This window comes from Streptomyces sp. V1I1 (assembly GCF_030817355.1).
GTDB lineage: Bacteria > Actinomycetota > Actinomycetes > Streptomycetales > Streptomycetaceae > Streptomyces.
This window is the reverse complement of record NZ_JAUSZH010000001.1, coordinates 1345137-1363592: the sequence shown is the minus strand read 5'-3', so window position 1 is coordinate 1363592 and position 18456 is coordinate 1345137. Positions and strand designations below refer to the sequence as shown.

The 18456-nt window shown below is 69.8% G+C and carries 13 protein-coding genes, 1 tRNA gene and 1 pseudogene; 12 read left to right on the top strand and 3 right to left on the bottom strand.

Annotation, left to right across the window (positions count from 1 at the left end):
- Nucleotides 1-329: 329 nt before the first annotated feature.
- The 9 genes from QFZ67_RS06675 (at nt 330) to QFZ67_RS06635 (ending at nt 12433) form a co-directional block, all read left to right on the top strand.
- The gene (locus tag QFZ67_RS06675) at nt 330-4019 is read left to right on the top strand and encodes a ThuA domain-containing protein (RefSeq protein ID WP_307660165.1); all 3690 of its coding nucleotides are present in this window, start codon (nt 330-332) and stop codon (nt 4017-4019) included.
- Nucleotides 4020-4089: 70 nt separating this feature from the next.
- Entirely contained in the window at nt 4090-5226 is a 1137-nt protein-coding gene (locus tag QFZ67_RS06670) for an inositol-3-phosphate synthase (protein WP_373429958.1), read from the top strand.
- Nucleotides 5227-5267: 41 nt separating this feature from the next.
- A complete protein-coding gene (locus QFZ67_RS06665) occupies nt 5268-6389 on the top strand; it encodes an SCO3242 family prenyltransferase (RefSeq protein WP_373430210.1) in 1122 nt (373 codons plus the stop codon).
- Nucleotides 6386-7258, top strand: coding sequence for a sugar phosphate isomerase/epimerase (locus tag QFZ67_RS06660; RefSeq protein WP_307660162.1), 873 nt, complete (start codon nt 6386-6388; stop codon nt 7256-7258). The genes QFZ67_RS06665 and QFZ67_RS06660 overlap by 4 nt, the downstream gene beginning before the upstream one ends.
- The gene (locus QFZ67_RS06655; protein ID WP_373429957.1) at nt 7252-7884 is read left to right on the top strand and encodes an EboA domain-containing protein; all 633 of its coding nucleotides are present in this window, start codon (nt 7252-7254) and stop codon (nt 7882-7884) included. Before QFZ67_RS06660 ends, QFZ67_RS06655 begins: the two co-directional genes overlap by 7 nt.
- Nucleotides 7884-8732, top strand: coding sequence for a TatD family hydrolase (locus QFZ67_RS06650; RefSeq protein WP_307660161.1), 849 nt, complete (start codon nt 7884-7886; stop codon nt 8730-8732). The genes QFZ67_RS06655 and QFZ67_RS06650 overlap by 1 nt, the downstream gene beginning before the upstream one ends.
- 12 nt (nt 8733-8744) lie before the next feature.
- Nucleotides 8745-9962 (top strand): metabolite traffic protein EboE, encoded by a 1218-nt coding sequence (gene eboE / locus QFZ67_RS06645; protein ID WP_307660160.1) that lies wholly within the window; start codon nt 8745-8747, stop codon nt 9960-9962.
- Complete coding sequence (locus tag QFZ67_RS06640; RefSeq protein WP_307660159.1) at nt 9959-11359, top strand: nucleotide pyrophosphatase/phosphodiesterase family protein; 1401 nt, start codon at nt 9959-9961, stop codon at nt 11357-11359. The genes eboE and QFZ67_RS06640 overlap by 4 nt, the downstream gene beginning before the upstream one ends.
- Nucleotides 11360-11392: 33 nt before the next feature.
- Nucleotides 11393-12433, top strand: a complete 1041-nt coding sequence (locus tag QFZ67_RS06635; RefSeq protein ID WP_307660158.1) for a sugar phosphate isomerase/epimerase — start codon at nt 11393-11395, stop codon at nt 12431-12433.
- An 85-nt stretch (nt 12434-12518) separates the two neighbouring features.
- Here the strand turns inward: QFZ67_RS06635 and QFZ67_RS06630 are convergent, their stop codons facing one another.
- Nucleotides 12519-13790 (bottom strand): OFA family MFS transporter, encoded by a 1272-nt coding sequence (locus QFZ67_RS06630; protein WP_307660157.1) that lies wholly within the window; start codon nt 13788-13790, stop codon nt 12519-12521.
- On the opposite strand from QFZ67_RS06630, the gene sucD reads away from it, so the two are divergent.
- Both sucD and QFZ67_RS06620 read left to right on the top strand, forming a co-directional pair.
- Entirely contained in the window at nt 13775-14518 is a 744-nt protein-coding gene (sucD, locus tag QFZ67_RS06625; RefSeq protein ID WP_307660156.1) for a succinate--CoA ligase subunit alpha, read from the top strand. The genes QFZ67_RS06630 and sucD overlap by 16 nt on opposite strands.
- Nucleotides 14519-14736: 218 nt before the next feature.
- Nucleotides 14737-16290, top strand: coding sequence for an aldehyde dehydrogenase family protein (locus QFZ67_RS06620; RefSeq protein WP_307660155.1), 1554 nt, complete (start codon nt 14737-14739; stop codon nt 16288-16290).
- Between the two features lie 6 nt (nt 16291-16296).
- Here the strand turns inward: QFZ67_RS06620 and QFZ67_RS06615 are convergent.
- Nucleotides 16297-17608 (bottom strand): annotated as a pseudogene (locus QFZ67_RS06615) (DUF2254 domain-containing protein).
- 188 nt (nt 17609-17796) lie between these two features.
- Here QFZ67_RS06615 and QFZ67_RS06610 point away from each other — a divergent pair.
- A tRNA-Leu gene (locus QFZ67_RS06610) sits at nt 17797-17881 on the top strand.
- Nucleotides 17882-18004: 123 nt separating this feature from the next.
- Here the strand turns inward: QFZ67_RS06610 and QFZ67_RS06605 are convergent.
- The gene (locus QFZ67_RS06605) at nt 18005-18415 is read right to left on the bottom strand and encodes a peptidase inhibitor family I36 protein (RefSeq protein WP_307660154.1); all 411 of its coding nucleotides are present in this window, start codon (nt 18413-18415) and stop codon (nt 18005-18007) included.
- Nucleotides 18416-18456 lie beyond the last annotated feature (41 nt).

Below are 18456 nucleotides of genomic sequence, written 5' to 3'. Positions count from 1 at the left end.
CAGCTCCGAGCCCGGTGGTGGATCCGCGACCGGGCAGGTCCGGCCTGCCCGGTGACGGCTTTGTCCTGCGGTAGGAAAAAGTTGAAGTTCCCTGCTGCACAAGGGCTTTCCGTCCCGGACGAACCCCGATACGGTCCATGAGGTGTACAGGACATAGGTGGTCCCCGGCGTGACGGCGCACTCCGGTTCCCACGGCGATCAGCCCCGTGCGCGGTGCAGGACGAGCACCGCCCCGAGAGCGGAACGAACGCGCTCCACCCCAGCCCGACCGGCGATTGAGGGCAGAACACCGCCCCGCCCGTTCGACCGGCCCATCCCGGAGGACATTCGTGCACAGGAAAAGGCTCAGAGCCCGCAAGGCACTCGCACTCCTCACCGGCAGTCTTCTCGCCGCGACCTCGCTCGCCCTCACCGCGCCGCAGATCGCGGCCGCCGACGACCCCGGGCCGGCCGCGGCCGCCGAGGAATTCCAGCAGGTCACCCTCGCCAAAGGCGGTGAGGAGACCGGCGAACCGATGTCCCTGGCCGTACTGCCCGACCGCAGCGTGCTGCACACCTCACGCAACGGCGAGCTGCGGATGACCGACAGCGCGGGCAACACCCGTGTGGTGGGCACCATCCCCGTCTACTCGCATGACGAGGAAGGCCTCCAAGGCATCGGCCTCGACCCCAGGTTCGGCGAGAACCGCTTCATCTACCTGTACTACGCGCCCCCGCTGAGCACCCCCGCGGGCGACGCCCCGAACGACGGCACCGCCGAGGACTTCGCGAAGTTCGACGGCGTCAACCGGCTCTCGCGCTTCGTGCTCAAGGCCGACGGCACCCTCGACAACGCCAGCGAGAAGAAGATCATCGACATCCCGGCGACCCGCGGCATCTGCTGCCACGTCGGCGGCGACATCGACTTCGACGCACAGGGCAACCTTTATCTGTCTACCGGCGACGACTCCAACCCCTTCGCCTCCGACGGATACACCCCGATCGACGACCGGCCGGGCCGCAACCCCGCGTACGACGCCCGCCGCACCTCGGGCAACACCAACGACCTGCGCGGCAAGATCCTGCGGATCAAGGTCAACGACGACGCGAGCTTCTCCATCCCCGACGGCAACCTCTTCGCGCCCGGGACCGCCAAGACCCGGCCCGAGATCTACGCCATGGGCTTCCGCAACCCCTTCCGGTTCAGCGTCGACAAGAAGACCGGGATCGTCTACGTCGGCGACTACGGCCCCGACGCGGGCACGGCCGACCCCAAGCGCGGCCCGGGCGGCCAGGTCGAGTTCGCCAGAGTCACCAAGCCCGGCAACTTCGGCTGGCCCTTCTGCACCGGAAACAACAACGCCTACGTCGACTACGACTTCGCGACCAAGACGTCCGGAGCCACCTTCGACTGCGCGGCCCCCAAGAACGAATCGCCGTACAACACCGGCCTGGTCGACCTGCCGCCGGCGCAGCAGGCCTGGATCCCCTACGACGGCGGCTCCGTGCCCGAGTTCGGCACCGGCTCAGAGTCCCCGATGGGCGGACCCGTATACCGCTACGACGCGGCCTCCACGTCCCCGGTGAAGTTCCCGGAGGCGTACGACGGAGACTTCTTCGCCGGTGAGTTCGGCCGCCGCTGGATCAAGCGGATCGAGCAGGGCGCCGACGGCGCGGTCCAGTCCATCAACCCCGTCCCGTGGACCGGCACCCAGATCATGGACATGGCCTTCGGCCCCGACGGCGCACTCTACGTACTCGACTACGGCACCGCCTGGTTCGGCGGCGACGAGAACTCCGGCCTCTACCGCATCGAGAACGCCACAGGCGGACGCTCCCCGGTCGCCGAGGCAGCCGCGAACAAGACCTCCGGCAAGGCCCCACTGCGGGTCGCGTTCTCCTCGGCAGGCACCACCGACGGCGACGGAGACGCCTTGACCTACGCCTGGGACTTCGGCGACGGCGGCAAGTCCACCGAGGCCAACCCCACGTACACGTACAAGAAGAACGGCACCTACACGGCGACCGTCACCGCCAAGGACCCCAGCGGCCGCACCGGCTCCGCCAGCGTCCATGTCGTCGTCGGCAACACCGCCCCCAAGGTGACCCTCGAACTCCCGGCAGAGGGAGCGCTGTTCAGCTTCGGCGACGAGATCCCCTTCAAGGTGAAGGTCACCGACCCGGAGGACGGGACGATCGACTGCGCCAAGGTGAAGGTGACGTACATCCTCGGCCATGACAGCCACGGCCACCCCGTCACCTCGGCCAACGGCTGCACCGGCACCATCAAGACCTCGGCCGACGGCGGCCACGACCCGAACGCCAATATCTTCGGGGTCTTCGACGCCGAGTACACCGACGGCGGGGGCGGCGGCCAGGCCGCGCTCACCAGCCACGACCAGGCGCAGCTCCAGCCGCGCCACCGGCAGGCCGAGCACTACAACAACTCCTCGGGAGTCACGCTCCAGAACAAGGGCAGCGCCCACGGAGGCAAGACGGTCGGCGACATCCACAACAACGACTGGATCTCCTTCAAGCCCTACAACCTGACCGGGTCCACCAAGCTCACCGCCCGTATCTCCTCCGGTGGCGTCGGCGGCTTCCTCGAGGTGCGCACCGGATCGGCGGACGGCCAGATCCTCGGTTCGGCACCGGTGCCCGTCACCGGCAGCTGGGACACCTTCCAGGAGGTCGACGTACCGCTGCGGGCGGTGCCGAAGCGCACCACCGAACTGTTCCTGGTCTTCAAGGGTGGCGACGGAGCGCTCTACGACGTGGACGACTTCGAGCTCTCCAACACGCCCGTCGACCGCACCGCCAAGAGGGTTCTTGTCTTCTCCAAGACCGCCGGCTTCCGCCACGACTCCATCCCGGCAGGCATCGCCGCACTGAAGGAACTCGGCAGGACCAGCAACATCACGGTCGACGCCACCGAGGAGGCAGCCCAGTTCACCACCAGCAACCTCGCCCGCTACGACGCCGTCGTCTTCCTGTCCACCACCGGTGACGTCCTGGGCGCCGAGCAGCAGAAGGCGTTCGAGAACTACGTCGCCACCGGCGGCGGCTACATGGGCGTGCACGCCGCGGCCGACACTGAGTACGACTGGAAGTTCTACGGCGGGCTCGTCGGCGCGTACTTCGCCTCCCACCCGCAGATCCAGCCCGCCACCGTGCGGGTCGAGGACCACACCCACCCGTCGACCACGCACCTGGACGACGCCTGGGAGCGCACCGACGAGTGGTACAACTACCGCACCAACCCGCGTGGCAAGGCCCGGGTGCTGGCGACCCTGGACGAAACCACCTATCAGGGCGGCACCATGAAGGGCGACCACCCGATCGCCTGGTGCCAGACCTACGAGGGCGGCCGCGCCTTCTACACCGGCGGTGGCCACACCAAGGAGTCGTACGCCGAGCCGGCCTTCCGCCAGCATCTGCTGGGCGGCCTGCGCTACGCATCGGGCCAGGTCAAGGCCGACTGCAAGCCGCAGACCGGATACCGGCCGATCTTCAACGGCAAGACTCTGGACGGCTGGAAGCAGGCCGGGCCCGGAAAGTTCAACGTCGTCGACGGCGAACTGCGCACCGAGGGCGGCATGGGCATGCTCTGGTACCAGGCCAAGGAGCTGAAGTCGTACTCGCTGAAGCTCGACTGGAGGCTGGCGGGCGACGACAACTCCGGTGTCTTCGTGGGCTTCCCGGCCTCCGACGACCCCTGGTCGGCGGTGAACAACGGCTATGAGGTGCAGATCGACGCGACGGATGCGGCCGACCGCACCACCGGCGCCGTCTACGGCTTCAAGTCGGCCGACATCGAGGCCCGCGACCGCGTCCTGCGGCCCCCGGGCCAGTGGAACAGCTACGAAATCCGGGTGCAGGGTGAACGGCTCCAGGTCTTCCTCAACGGCGTGAAGATCAACGACTTCACCAACACCGACCCGGTACGCAGCCTGAAGAACGGCCACATCGGCATCCAGAACCACGGTGCCGACGACCAGGTGTCCTTCCGGAACATCCAACTCAGGGAGCTGCCCTCCTAGGCGCGCCCGTCAGACGACGGCGGGCGGGGTGGCGCCGTACCCCCCGCCCGCCGTCCTCCACCACACCGAAATGGCAGGGAGGCAGCCCGTGACGAATGGGAATGTACGCACCGGGGTCTGGTTCGTCGGAGCCCGCGGCTCCGTGGCCACCACGGCTGTCGCGGGGTGCGCGGCGGTCACCGCCGGGCTGTATCCGCCGACCGGCATGGTCACCGAGACGGCACCGTTTGCCGAATCCGGGCTCCCTGCCCTGTCCTCGCTGGTCTTCGGCGGTCACGACACCGCGCACTGTCCGCTGCCCAAGCGGGCCGAGGAACTCACCGCGGCCGGGGTGCTTCCGCACGGTCTGGCGGCGGCGGTCCGCGGTGAACTGAGCGCCGCGGACAGTGAGATACGCCCCGGTGGGCCGCAGTCCGGCGACATGCGCACCGACGAGGAACTCATCGCCGCCTTCGCCGCGGACCTGGTCGACTTCCGGGAACGACACGGTCTTGCCCGGGTGGTCGTCGTCAATGTCTCCTCCACCGAGCCGCAGCCCGCGCCGGACGCCGTACGGCTGCCGCCCAGTTCCCTGTATGGGGCCGCGGCACTGCGGGTCGGCTGCCCCTTCGTCAACTTCACCCCCTCCACCGGGCTGCGCACCGCGGCCCTCAAAGACGCCGCCGCGGCAAGTGGACTTCCCCACGCGGGCCGCGACGGCAAAACAGGCCAGACGCTGCTCCGTTCCGTACTCGCCCCGATGTTCGTGCAACGCGCCCTGTCCGTACGGGCGTGGTCGGGCACCAACCTGCTGGGGGGCGGGGACGGAGCGGCGCTGGCCGACCCGGCCGCGGCGGCCGCGAAGAACGCCGGCAAGGAACGCGTCCTCGCCGACACGCTGGGCCACACCCCGGAGGGCGAGGTCCACATCGACGACGTACCGGCGCTGGGCGACTGGAAGACCGCGTGGGACCACATCGCGTTCGAGGGCTTCCTCGGTTCGCGGATGATCCTGCAGACCATCTGGCAGGGCTGCGACTCGGCGCTCGCGGCGCCGCTGGTCCTGGACCTGGCACGACTGGTGTCCAGGGCCCACGAGGTGGGCCTGTCGGGACCGCTGCCCGACCTCGGCTTCTACTTCAAGGACCCGGACTGCGGCCCGGCGGGGCTCTCGGAACAGTTCGGGCAACTGCTGTCGTTCGCCGGCCGGCTGAGGGAGGCCAAGTGACCCTACGGGCCTGGGCGGAACTGCCGCGCGCACCCTTTTCGATGTGCCTCTCGCGCGGCTCGGCGCTGGGGCGCCTTCCCGGCTTCGAGCCACTGCGACGGACCTTGTCCGTCGGCGGGGACGGTGGCGGGGTGCTTCGGGCCTGGGCGGAACTGCTGCGCGTCTCGGCGCTCTTCACGGTCCCGGGCGACGCGCTGGCGGGTGCGGCCACCCTGGGCACCCGCCCCAACCGCGGCACGGCGCTCGCGGTGGGCGCATCCCTGTGCCTGTACGAGGCGGGCATGGCCCTCAACGACTGGGCGGATCGCGAGGAGGACGCGGTGGACCGCCCGCACCGCCCGATCCCGTCGGGCCGCATCACCCCGGCGGCCGCGCTCACGGCGGCCGGCGCGCTGACGGCGGCGGGCCTGGCCCTCGCGTCCCGCGCGGGCCGCCCGGCACTGGCAGTCGCGACAGCGTTGTCAGCGACGGTCTGGTCGTACGACCTCCACTTCAAACACACGCCCGGTGGCCCAGCGGCGATGGCTACGGCGAGGGGTCTTGACCTGGTCCTGGGGGCGGTGGCAACGGGCACGGCGCACCTGCGCGGGAGCCTGGGGCGCGGGCCCTTGTCGGAGCCGGCGGGCGGCGCGGGCGTGAGCGGGGCAGTACTTGTCGCGTTGCCGTCCGCCGCCGTGCTCGCGGCGCACACCTACGCCGTCACCACCGTCTCGCGACGCGAGGCGCAGGGTGGCTCGACCATCGCACCGCTCGCCGCCCTCGCAGCGACCCTCGGGCTCGGCGCACTCGCGGCCCGCGAGCGGCGGGCTTCGGGAAGGGACGGGGCAGGGGAGAGCCCCCAACGGCCCCCCGGAGCAACCGCAGCCGCACCCGCACCCGGATCCGCACCCGGATCCGCACCCGGATCCGCACGCGCACTCGCGCTCACCCCCGCCCGTCTCCTCGCCGCCACCTACATCCGTACCGCCGCCACCCCCCTCCTCCACGCCGCCCTCAACCCCTCCCCGCCGCTCACGCAGCGCGCTGTCGGCGGCGGCATCCGGGCCATGATCCCGCTCCAGGCCGCCCTCGCCGCCCGCGCGGGCGCCGACGCCACCGCCCTCGCGGTGATGGGACTCGTCCCGCTCGCCCGCAAGCTCGCACGGAAGGTGAGCCCGACATGAGCCCCGCCGCCCCCCTGCGCCTCGGCTACGGCACCAACGGCCTCACCGACCTCCGCCTCACCGACGCCCTCGCCCTCCTCGCCGACCTCGGTTACGACGGTGTCGGACTGACCCTCGACCATATGCACCTCGACCCGCTCGCCCCCGGCCTCCCAGCCCGCACCCGCCAAGTGGCCGAGCGGCTCCTCGAGTTGAACCTCGACGTCACCATCGAGACCGGCGCGCGCTACGTCCTCGACCCCCGCCGCAAGCACAGCCCCTCCCTCCTCGATCCGGACCCCGACGGCCGCGCCGCCCGCACCGCCCTGCTGACCACGGCTGTCCAGGTCGCCGCCGACCTCGGCGCCCACGCCGTGCACTGCTTCAGTGGCATCACCCCCGCGGACACCGCCCCGGACACCGCCTGGAAGCGGCTCGAAGAGTCACTCACCCCCGTCCTGGACGCCGCCGCCGACGCCCGCGTCCCTCTTGCCATCGAGCCCGAGCCCGGCCACCTCCTCGCCACCCTCGCCGACTTCCACCACCTCCGCGCCGTCCTCGGCGACCCCGAACCCCTCGGGCTCACCCTCGACATCGGCCACTGCCAGTGCCTGGAACCGGCGCCGCCCGCCGAATGCGTACGCGACGCCGCACCCTGGCTGCGCCATGTCCAGATCGAGGACATGTGCCGCGGCGTCCATGAGCACCTCCCGTTCGGGGACGGGGAGATCGACTTCCGGCCCGTACTCGAAGCCCTCGCCGCCACCGGCTACCAGGGGCTGACCGTCGTGGAACTGCCCCGCCACTCACACGCGGGCCCCGAACTCGCCCGTGCCTCCATCGAGTTCCTCCGCTCGCAGACGACGCTGAAGGGAGCACCGGCATGGTGACGCCGCCCCGCAAAGAACTCGACGCACAGCTCCCCGACGCCGCCCGCGCCTGGCTCGACGAGGCCCTCGCCGAGGCCGCGCACGCCGCCGGCAACGCACCCCGGGCCGCCCCGTCTCCGTACGCCGCACCCGCCTGGGAGCTCCGGTTCGCCGCCGCGGGCCGCCACTGCGGCCGGGACCACGCCGCCGACGCCGTACGCACCCTGCTCCTCGCCGAGGCCCGCGCCGACAGCGCCACCCTCACCCGCCTCTACCACCAGGGCACCGCCGCCGAACGCCGTGCCGTGCTCCTCGCCCTGCACCCCCTCGTCGAGAGCCCCGAAGCCCTGCCCCTCGTCGAGGACGCCCTGCGCACCAACGACATCCGGCTCGTCGCCGCGGCCGTCGGACCGTACGCCGCAGCCCATCTCGATCCGCACTCCTGGCGGCACGCCGTCCTCAAGTGTCTGTTCACCGGTGTGCCCGTCGATGCCGTCGCCGGACTGCGCAGCCGCGCCGCGGGCGACAGCGAGCTGGCCAGGATGCTCGCCGACTACGCCGCCGAGCGCACCGCCGCCGGCCGCGACGTCCCCCCAGATCTCAATCGCGTGCTGACCCTGACCGGCGAGCAGTCCGAGGAGTCCTGATGCGCATCTTCGACCCCCACATCCACATGACCTCCCGCACCACCGACGACTATCAGGCGATGTACGCCGCGGGCATCCGCGCCCTGGTCGAACCGTCCTTCTGGCTCGGCCAGCCCCGCACCTCGCCCGCCAGCTTCTTCGACTACTTCGACGCGCTGCTCGGCTGGGAGCCCTTCCGCGCCGCGCAGTACGGCATCGCTCACCACTGCACGATCGCCCTCAACCCCAAAGAGGCGAACGACCCCCGCTGCACACCCGTCCTCGCTGCCCTGCCCCTCTATCTCGAAAAGGACTCCGTCGTCGCCGTCGGCGAGATCGGCTACGACTCGATGACCCCCGCCGAGGACACCGCGCTCGCCGCCCAGCTCCAGCTCGCCGCCGAACACGGCCTGCCCGCCCTCGTCCACACCCCGCACCGCGACAAGCTGGCCGGCCTGCACCGCACCGTCGACGTCATCCGCGAATCCGCCCTCCCCACGGAACGCGTCCTGCTCGACCACCTCAATGAGACGACCGTAAAGCACGCCACTGACAGCGGCTGCTGGCTCGGCTTCTCCATCTACCCCGACACCAAGATGGACGAGGACCGCATGGTCGCGATCCTGAAGACCTACGGAACCGAGAAGGTACTGGTCAACTCGGCCGCGGACTGGGGAAAAAGCGACCCCCTCAAGACCCGCAAGGTCGCTGACGCGATGCTCGCCGCCGGATTCACCGAGGACGACGTCGACCTGGTCCTGTGGCGCAACCCCGTCGCCTTCTACGGCCTCAGCGGCCGCCTCCAGCTCGACATCGCCGAACCGGAGTCCCTGCACGAGGGCAACTCCATCCTCCGCGGCGGGGAATGAGGAGGCAGACGTATGCGCTTCCGCCACCCCGACGGCACCACCGTCCACCTCTCCTACTGCACCAACGTCCACCCCGCGGAGACACTCGACGGCGTCCTCGCCCAGCTGCGCGACCACTGCGAGCCGGTACGCAAACGACTCGGCCGCGACCGCCTCGGCATCGGCCTCTGGCTCGCCAAGGACGCCGCCCACGCGCTGATCACCGACCCGGCGGCGCTGCGCGGCCTGCGCGCCGAACTCGACCGCCGCGGGCTGGAGGTCGTCACCCTCAACGGCTTCCCCTATGAGGGATTCGGCGCCGAAGAGGTCAAGTACCGCGTCTACAAGCCGGACTGGGCCGACCCCGAACGCCTCGCCCACACCACGGACCTGGCCCGCCTGCTCGCCGCCCTCCTGCCCGACGACGCCACCGAGGGCACCATCTCCACCCTCCCGCTGGCCTGGCGCACCCCCTTCGACAGCGACCCGGACGCGGCCGCCACCGCCCACGCCGCGCTGACCACTCTCGCCGAGCGCCTCGACGCCCTCGAGGAACTCACCGGCAAGTCGATCCGGATCGCACTCGAACCCGAGCCCGGCTGCACCGTCGAGACCACCGCCGACGCGATCGCCCCGCTCACCGACGTTGCCACGGCAACTGCCGGAAACCGCATAGGCATCTGCATCGACACCTGCCATCTCGCCACCTCCTTCGAAGACCCGCACACCGCCCTCGCCGCCCTCGCAGCGGCGGGCGTCACCATCCCCAAAGCGCAGCTGTCCGCCGCACTCCACGCCGAAGAACCCCACCTCCCCGAGGTACGGGCCGCACTCGCCGCCTTCGCCGAGCCCCGCTTCCTCCACCAGACCCGCGCCCTTCCCCGAGCTCTCCGAGCAGGGGAGACCCCATCCGCCGCGGGACTGCGCGGAACCGACGACCTCGGCGAAGCCCTCGCCGGCGACGCGCTGCCCGACGGCGCCCCCTGGCGCGCCCACTTCCACGTCCCCCTTCACTCCCCGCCCGACCCGCCGCTCGCCTCCACCCTCCCCGTACTCCAGGAGACGCTGACCCAGCTCGTCGGCGGACCCACCCCCCAGACCCGCCACCTCGAGGTCGAGACCTACACCTGGCAGGCCCTGCCGCCCGAGCTGCGCCCCCGCAACCGCACGCAGCTCGCCGACGGCATCGCCGCCGAACTCACCCTCGCCCGCGACCTGCTGGTCGACCTCGGCCTCAAGGAGCTGCCATGACCGACGCCACGCACCCCACGCCCACCCCGCTGCTGGTCCTGGACGTCGTCGGCCTCACCCCTCAGCTTCTCGACCACATGCCGCACCTCAAGTCCCTGGCCCGGTCGGGCTCCCAGGCCCCCTTGTCCACCGTGCTGCCCGCCGTGACCTGCACCGCCCAGTCCACCTTCCTCACCGGCGCGCTGCCCGCCGAGCACGGCATCGTCGCCAACGGCTGGTACTTCCGCGAGCTCGGCGACGTCCTGCTGTGGCGCCAGCACAACGGCCTCGTCTCCGGCGACAAGATCTGGGACGCCGCCCGCCGCGCCCATCCCGGCTACACCGTCGCCAACATCTGCTGGTGGTACGCCATGGGCGCGGACACGGACATCACTGTCACCCCTCGTCCCGTCTACTACGCCGACGGCCGCAAGGAACCCGACTGCTACACCCGGCCCCCCGCCCTGCACGACGAACTCACCGAGAAATTCGGCACCTTCCCCCTGTTCCACTTCTGGGGCCCGGGCGCGGACATCGTCTCCAGCCAGTGGATCATCGACGCGACCCGCCACATCATGAGCACCCGCCACCCCGACCTGACCCTGTGCTACCTCCCGCATCTCGACTACGACCTACAGCGCTACGGCCCCGACGACCCCCGCTCCTACCGGGCGGCCGCCGAGCTCGACGCCGCCATGGCCCCGCTGCTCGACGACGCACAGCAGGAGGGCCGCACGGTCGTCGCCCTCTCCGAGTACGGCATCACCCGCGTCAGCCGCCCCGTCGACATCAACCGTGCCCTGCGCCGGGCCGGCCTCCTGGAGGTGCACACCCAGGACGGCATGGAGTACCTCGACCCGATGGCGTCCCGCGCCTTCGCCGTCGCCGACCACCAGCTCGCCCATGTCTATGTACGCCGACCGGAGGATCTCGAAGCCACCCGCGAAGCGCTGGCGGACCTTCCCGGCATCGAGCAGCTTCTCGACGACGAGGGCAAGAAGAGCCACGGCCTCGACCACCCGCGCTCCGGCGAACTCGTCGCCGTCGCCGAACCCGACGCCTGGTTCACGTACTACTACTGGCTCGACGACGCCCGGGCTCCCGACTTCGCCCAGCTCGTCGAGATCCACCGCAAGCCCGGCTACGACCCCGTCGAGCTCTTCATGGATCCCCTCGATCCGTACGTACGCGTCAAGGCGGCCAAGGCGATCGCCCGCAAGAAGCTCGGCATGCGCTACCGCCTCGCGGTCGTGCCCCTCGACCCCTCACCTATTCGCGGCAGCCATGGCCGCCTCCCCGCGAGCGACGACTGGGAGAACGGGCCGCTCATCCTGTGCTCCACCCCCCGCGCTGTAAGCGACCGCGTCGCGGCCACCGATGTGAAGTCCCTGCTGCTTCAACTCGCCGGTCTCCACTGAACCAGACGCCACTGACAACGAGGAGTTATCCACATGAGCCGCACGAGCAAGAACAGCGACCCCGAACTCACCCACAGGCTCAGCAGACGCGGCATGCTCGGTGTCGCAGCCGGTGCCACGGCCGCCGCGCTCCTGGGCGCGGCCGCTCCCGCCTCCGCCGCCCCCGCGGAGGCCGCCCAGACCAAGGGCCGCGGCCGCCCCGTCCTTCCCCCCGGCCGCCTAGGCATCCAGCTTTACTCGCTGCGAGACAAGGTCTCCACCCTCGGCTTCGCCAAGGTCTTCGCCGAGCTGGAGCGCTACGGATACGACGAGGTCGAGTACGCCGGCTACACCCAGGGCTCCGCGGGCGCCATCACCCTCGCCCAGCTCAGGCAGCTGACCCGCGACCATGGACTGCGTGCCATCGGCAGCCACGTCGGCTACTACTCCAGCGACCCGAACGCCTACACCTTCGCCCAGAACCTCGACAAGGTCCTCGACGACGCCCAGGCGCTCGGCCTCAAGCACATCGGCACCGCGTCCGGACCCTTCCGCTACGGCTCCACGGTGGACGGCTGGAAGCGGGCCGCCGAGGAGTTCAACACCTATGGAGCAGCCGCCAGGAAGCGCGGCATGAAGTTCTACCAGCACAACCATGCCGAGGAGTTCTCCTTCGCCACCGACAGGCCCGACGTCCGCCTCTATGACGTCCTGCTCGCCGAGACCGACCCCGACCTGGTCTTCCTGGAGATGGACATCTACTGGGCGTACGCCGGCCAGTTCCGCTTCTCCAGGCGCGTCGACGGCACCCCCGCCCCGTTCGACCCGCTGCGCTATGTCCTGGGGCAGCCCCACCGCTACCCGCTCTTCCACGTCAAGGACGGCGAACATGACGCGTCCGCCCGCGACGGCTACCGCATGGTCGACGTCGGGGACGGGGACATCGACTACAAGCGCTTCATCTCGGCGGTGAACAAGACTCACGGCGGCCGTCGCGACCATCACTGGCAGGCCGAACACGACAACCCCGTCGAGTCGTTCGCCTTCGCCCGCAAGTCCAGCGAGCACCTCCACTCGCTGCGTGAGGGCTGCTAGCAGCCCCCCTGAAACATGGTGGCAGCCCCGGGCCGAACGCCCGGGGCTGCCACCATGTCAGGCTGCTGTCACGCCAGTTCCCTGATCACGCCATTTCCCTGCCGATGGGATTCGGATTCGGCACGATCTTCCGTACCGACGGCCGCCCCGGAGCCCGTAGGAACACCGCGAGCACCGCCGACCCCAGCCCGATCGAACCCGCCAGCGCGAACGCCCCGCCATAGCCCCACGCGCTCACCGCGACCGCGCCCACACCCGACCCGACCAGGCCCGATATCAGCTTGGAGCTGTACACCATGCCGTAGTTGGAGGCATTGTTGTTCTCCCCGAAGTAGTCCGCGGTCATCGCCGCGAACAGCGGGAAGATCGCGCCGCCGCCGAAGCCGGAAACCATCGAGCAGAACAGGAAGAACGGCATCGAGCCCATGTCCCCGGAGAAGAACACGCCGAACTGCGCGCTGCCCAGCACCACACACACGATGATCAGCGTGTTCCGCCGCCCATAACGGTCCGAGATCCAGCCGATCACGCCTCGGCCCGTGCCGTTCACAATCGCCTTCAGCGACATGGCTGTCGCCACGATGCCGCCCGCGAAGCCCATCTCCTTCCCGAACGGCACCTGCATGGCGATGCCGAAGATATTGATGCCCGCAGTGCACAGCAGACAGAACCACATCATCCACAGCACCGGAGTCCTGGCCGCTTCCCGGGGCGTGTACTGCCTCACCGCCGGCGGGTTCTTCGCCAGCGCCCGCACGATTCGCGGGTCGTCGGACGTCTTGAGCGGATCGACCTCCGCGGGCCACCAGTTCTTCGGCGGGTCCCTGAAGAACCAGCCCGCCGCCGCCACGGCCAAGCAGCAAACCACGCCGACGAAGACCAGCACACCCTTGTAGTTCGTCAGATCCATGTACTGCGTGAAGAGGAACACGAACGGCACCGAGCCATAGGCGAAACCGCCGTTGACCATGCCCGTCTTGCCGCCCTTACGCTCCGGGTACCACTTGCCGACCATGTTCACGCATGTCGCGTAGACGAGACCGGCGCCGATGCCGCTGAACATGCCGAAGCCGAGATAGGCCACGAACACATGCGGCGCATAGGCCAGGGACAGATAGCCCAGTACGGTCCCGACCGCACCCAGCATCATCGCGCTGCGGGCGGGAAGTCTCCCGCTCTCCCTCAGCTGCCCCGCCGGGAAGGCGACAGCCGCCTGGAAGAAGACCCAGACGCCCATCAGCCAGAAGATGTGCCCGCTGCTCCATAGATGCGCCTCGTGCAGCGTCTCCTCGGCGGAGGTGAACGCGTACTCCGAGGAACTGATGCCCATCATGCCGATCCATGGGAACAGCACCATGGTCCGTCTTCGGCACGGTGCGCGAGGCCGTCGACGTCACCGGTGCCGACGTCACCGTCGTCTTCGTGCCGCCGCCGTTCGCCAAGGCCGCGGTGATCGAAGCCGCGGACGCCGGCATCGGTCTCGCCGTCGTCATCACAGAGGGCATTCCCGTTCATGACGCCGTGATCTTCCAGGCATACGCTGCGACGCGGGGCACCCGCGTCATCGGCCCCAATTGCCCCGGTCTCATCAGTCCGGGACAGGCCAACGCCGGCATCATCCCCGCCGACATCGCCGCCAAGCCGGGCCGCCTAGGACTCGTGTCCAAGTCCGGCACGCTCACCTATCAACTCATGTACGAGCTACGGGAGCTAGGGTTCTCGTCCGCGGTCGGCATAGGCGGCGACCCGGTCGTCGGCACTACTCACATCGACTGCCTCGCCGCCTTCGAGATGGACCCGGACACCGAACTCATAGTGCTCATCGGGGAGATCGGAGGTGACGCCGAGGAGCGCGCCGCGGCGTACATCGCCGACCACATCACCAAGCCTGTCATCGGATACATCGCAGGCTTCACCGCTCCGGAGGGCAAGACGATGGGCCACGCAGGCGCCATCGTCTCCGGCTCATCGGGAACCGCGGACGCCAAGAAACAGGCCCTCGAAGCGGCAGGTGTACGCGTCGGAGCGACGCCGACCGAGACATCCAGGCTGGTACTGGCTCGTCTTGCGGAGGCACACGGCTGACACCGACCATCTATGGGGGCGACCGGCGTGTGCGAGCCGGCCGCCCACCCTTCGGCGGGCATGCTCACAAGGCATGGCCCGCGGTGTACGGCCCGAGACCAAGGGCTCATGACACTCACAGCCACCAAGCGCTCATGACTCACGGCCCATGACTCCGGGCCGAAGCCCACCCATCACACGGCTTGACCCTCCCGCCCCTGACGAGCGGAGACCACCTCATGGCACCCACCCTCACCCCCAACCTCACCCTCAAGCCGGGCACCGCCTGGTCCGACGCCTGGCAGCGCTGTATCGCCGTGGCACCCGAGGCCTTCCGGGACGACCGCGTACTCAACCTCTGGGCCGCGCAGTGGCACCCCGACGGCCGCGCCCTGCCCGCCACCAGCCCCGTCGACCTCAGCCCCATCGCGGGACCGCCCCGTCTGGACGCGGCCACCGCGCAGCAGGCCGTACGCGCCTCGCTCGACCAGCACCGTGCCTGGCGGCACATCCCGCTGCCCGAGCGCCGCGCCCGCGTCGGCGCCGCCCTCGATGCCCTCACCGAACACCGGGAGCTGCTTGCCCTCCTCCTCGTCTGGGAGATCGGCAAGCCCTGGCGGCTCGCCCAGGCCGACGTCGACCGTGCGATCGACGGAGTGCGCTGGTACGTCGAGGGCATCGAGCCCATGCTCACCGACCGCTCCCCGCTGGACGGCCCGGTCTCCAACATCGCCAGTTGGAACTACCCGATGTCCGTCCTGGTGCACGCGATGCTGGTGCAGGCCCTGGCAGGCAACGCGGTGATCGCCAAGACCCCGACCGACGGCGGCGTCGCCTGCCTCACCCTGGCCAGTGCCCTCGCCGCCCGCGAGGGCATCCCGATCACCCTGGTCAGCGGCAGCGGCGGCGAACTCTCCGAGGCACTCGTCCGCTCCCCGGAGATCGGCTGCGTCTCCTTCGTCGGCGGCCGCGACACCGGTGCCCGTATCGCCACCGCGGTCGCCGACCTCGGCAAGCGCCACATCCTGGAGCAGGAGGGCCTGAACACCTGGGGCCTTTGGAACTACAGCGACTGGGACTCGCTCACCGCCGTGATCCCCAAGCTCTTCGACTACGGAAAGCAACGGTGCACGGCCTACCCGCGGTTCGTGGTGCAGCGCGAGCTGTTCGCCGACTTCCTGGCGGCCTACCTCCCCGCCGTACGCTCCATCCGTACGGGCCACCCCCTGGCCGTCGAGAACCCGACCGACCCCCTGCCCACCCTCGACTTCGGCCCGCTGATCAACGCGGCGAAGGCCAAGGAGCTGGGGGATCATGTGGCCGAGGCGATCGACCGCGGCGCGGTCCCGCTCCACCGGGGCGCGCTGGCCGAAGGCCATTTCCTTCCCGGCCAGGACACCTCCGCCTACCTCCCGCCCGTCACCCTCCTCAACCCGCCGCCGAGTTCCCCCCTCCACCACGCGGAACCGTTCGGCCCAGTCGACACGATCGTCCTGGTCGACACGGAGGCGGAGCTGCTCGCCGCGATGAATGCCTCCAACGGCGCGCTCGTCGCGACCCTCTCGACGGACGAACCCGAGACGTACGAGCGGCTGGCCCCCCAGATCCGGGCCTTCAAGACCGGCCACGGAAAGCCCCGCTCCCGCGGTGACCGCGACGAACTCTTCGGCGGCTTCGGCGCGTCCTGGCGGGGCGCCTTCGTCGGCGGCGAACTGCTGGTCCGCGCGGTGACGGAAGGACCGGCGGGGGAGCGGCTGCCCGGCAACTTCCCGGAGTACCAGCTCAACGCGTAACTGCGCCTATCCGATGCCCTGGCGGTCGGGTTCCAGTGCGAAAGCGCGCTCGGCCGCCTCGGGCAGGGCCCTCTCCACGGCCTGCACCAGCAGCGCCCGATGCCGCTCGAGCGGCTCGCGGCGCTCCGGCGGTACGAGCCCCAGCAGATCGTCGATCCCGGCGAGCATGCGCCGGGAAACCTGCGGGTTCCCCGGGGCGAACCCGCGGATCTCGGCGAACCCGAGATCGACGAGATCCCCCCACTCGGGCACGTCCTGGATCAGCCGCACGTCGCCCTTGCCGTCCCGGTGGTGCACGGCCCCCCAGCGGGCGTGCGGCGAGCGCCGCGAGAAACTGCACGATCCGGTCCAGGCACTGCACGGCAGTGGTCGGGTCGTTCACAGCCGGTGACAGCGCCCGCAGTGCGATGTCGGACAGCTGGCGCAGCCCGAACCCGAGGTCCTGGTGAAACGTACGCTCCACCCCTACCGACACCGCGGACTGCAAAGCCCACCGCGACGGCACCCGGTCGGGCTCCCCGTGCACGGCGAGGACGGGCATGCCCGGCACCACGAAGTCCCCGATCCGCGGAATCAGCCGCAGTACGACCCCCTTGCGCCGCGCGACCCGCATCAGCCGGGCGGCATGCACATCGCGCAGCGTCCCGGACCGCCCCTGATGACGCACGCGAGCGACCTCGGGAGGCAGGGGTGTGTCGTCAGCCCCCTGCACCGGCATCTTCGCCAGCACATGGAACGACTCCTTGGTCACCCGCGCCGCCACGGGCCCCACCTTCATCAGCTGCAGCGTCTGCGTCACATACGCGATGAACAGCAGCAGGCTGAGCCCCACCATGAGGAGGGTCATAGCGCTCTGCACGAGCGGGACCGAGGCCACCTGCCGCGGATTGGTCTCGCTGTCGTACGACGTCAGAACCAGCAACGACAGCAGAAATGTCGCCAGGAAGACGGAGAAGGTGAGCTTGCTGATCCGGCTCCGGATGAAGATTCGTACGATGCGGGGACTGAAGTTCCCGGCGGCCATCTGGACGGCCACCAGCGAGATGCTGAAGACCACACCGATGAAGGTCATCATCGCCGCGCTGACAGTGGTGACGATGGTCTTGGCGTCCTCGGCGACCCCGATGAGAGACCGGACGGTGCTGTACTCCCCGGCCTTCTGAAGCCCCTCCAAGATCGCGGTGTCGAGCGCGTCCGCCCCGCCCCACAGCACGCACACGAGGAAGAGCGCCAGGGTGGGCGCGAACCAGAAGGTGTCCCGCAAATGCTCGCGCAGAGGGGAGAGCGCACGGGGCCGTCGATACCTGCGATCACTCACACAGCTGAAGGTATCGTCACTGTGTGTTTGTGTGTGGATACACGCTGCACCGGCACCGGTGCGACGTGGACCGTGCACCCCGATCGGGGCGGCTGCACCCCACTGACCACCGGATATGCAGGTGAGGGGCACCTCGATCCCCTGGTATTGTTGTGCATGTCGCCGCGGGAAACCGGGGCGGTCACCTAGTCCGGGTGGCGGAATGGCAGACGCGCTAGCTTGAGGTGCTAGTGCCCTTTATCGGGCGTGGGGGTTCAAGTCCCCCCTCGGACACAGATCACAACCCAACTTGTGCGGGTCGAGGCGAGCCTCGGCCCGCACAGGCTGTTTTCGGGGTTCGTAGGTCAGCTTGAGCCCGAGGTTCTGTTCAGCGGTGCTACAGGCTCGTGCGGGGACTCAGCCGCAGGAACCGGAGATCCAGCGGTGGGAACGGACTTTGTACGTACCGGCGAGGTTGCCGCCGTGCTGCTGGCGGGTACAGCCCTTGCGGTCAACGTAGTTGGCGCCGCCGTAGTAGGCCACGCCGGTCGCGCTGGAGGTGCCGGCGTTGAACACCGACTTCACATTGCTCGTGGCCGACCACGAACAGCGGATGGATCCGCCCTGCCAGTCGGGGTCGGCGACATCCCACTGGCACTTGGAGCCCGTGAAGTTCGAGCCCGTCCAGAAGCACACGTACCCGCTGGGACAGCTCACCGCGGCACGGGCGAGATCGGCCTTGCTCACGACCGGGGCGGACTCGCTCGCCTGGGCGCTGCCAGGGGCCGCAAGGACCGCGGCTGTCGCCGCAGCCGCAGCGATCGCCACCGTATGCGTGCGAACTGATTTCAATATTTTCGCTTTCATAT

What these genes read in the sequence shown, in the direction of transcription:
- QFZ67_RS06670 (WP_373429958.1), top strand. Translation starts at nt 4,090, where the DNA reads ATGGCAGGGAGGCAGCCCGTGACGAATGGGAATGTACGCACCGGGGTC.
- QFZ67_RS06665 (WP_373430210.1), top strand. Translation starts at nt 5,268, where the DNA reads ATGTGCCTCTCGCGCGGCTCGGCGCTGGGGCGCCTTCCCGGCTTCGAG.
- QFZ67_RS06660 (WP_307660162.1), top strand. Translation starts at nt 6,386, where the DNA reads ATGAGCCCCGCCGCCCCCCTGCGCCTCGGCTACGGCACCAACGGCCTC.
- QFZ67_RS06655 (WP_373429957.1), top strand. Translation starts at nt 7,252, where the DNA reads ATGGTGACGCCGCCCCGCAAAGAACTCGACGCACAGCTCCCCGACGCC.
- QFZ67_RS06650 (WP_307660161.1), top strand. Translation starts at nt 7,884, where the DNA reads ATGCGCATCTTCGACCCCCACATCCACATGACCTCCCGCACCACCGAC.
- eboE (WP_307660160.1), top strand. Translation starts at nt 8,745, where the DNA reads ATGCGCTTCCGCCACCCCGACGGCACCACCGTCCACCTCTCCTACTGC.
- QFZ67_RS06640 (WP_307660159.1), top strand. Translation starts at nt 9,959, where the DNA reads ATGACCGACGCCACGCACCCCACGCCCACCCCGCTGCTGGTCCTGGAC.
- QFZ67_RS06635 (WP_307660158.1), top strand. Translation starts at nt 11,393, where the DNA reads ATGAGCCGCACGAGCAAGAACAGCGACCCCGAACTCACCCACAGGCTC.
- sucD (WP_307660156.1), top strand. Translation starts at nt 13,775, where the DNA reads ATGGGAACAGCACCATGGTCCGTCTTCGGCACGGTGCGCGAGGCCGTC.
- QFZ67_RS06630 (WP_307660157.1), bottom strand. Translation starts at nt 13,790, where the DNA reads ATGGTGCTGTTCCCATGGATCGGCATGATGGGCATCAGTTCCTCGGAG.
- QFZ67_RS06620 (WP_307660155.1), top strand. Translation starts at nt 14,737, where the DNA reads ATGGCACCCACCCTCACCCCCAACCTCACCCTCAAGCCGGGCACCGCC.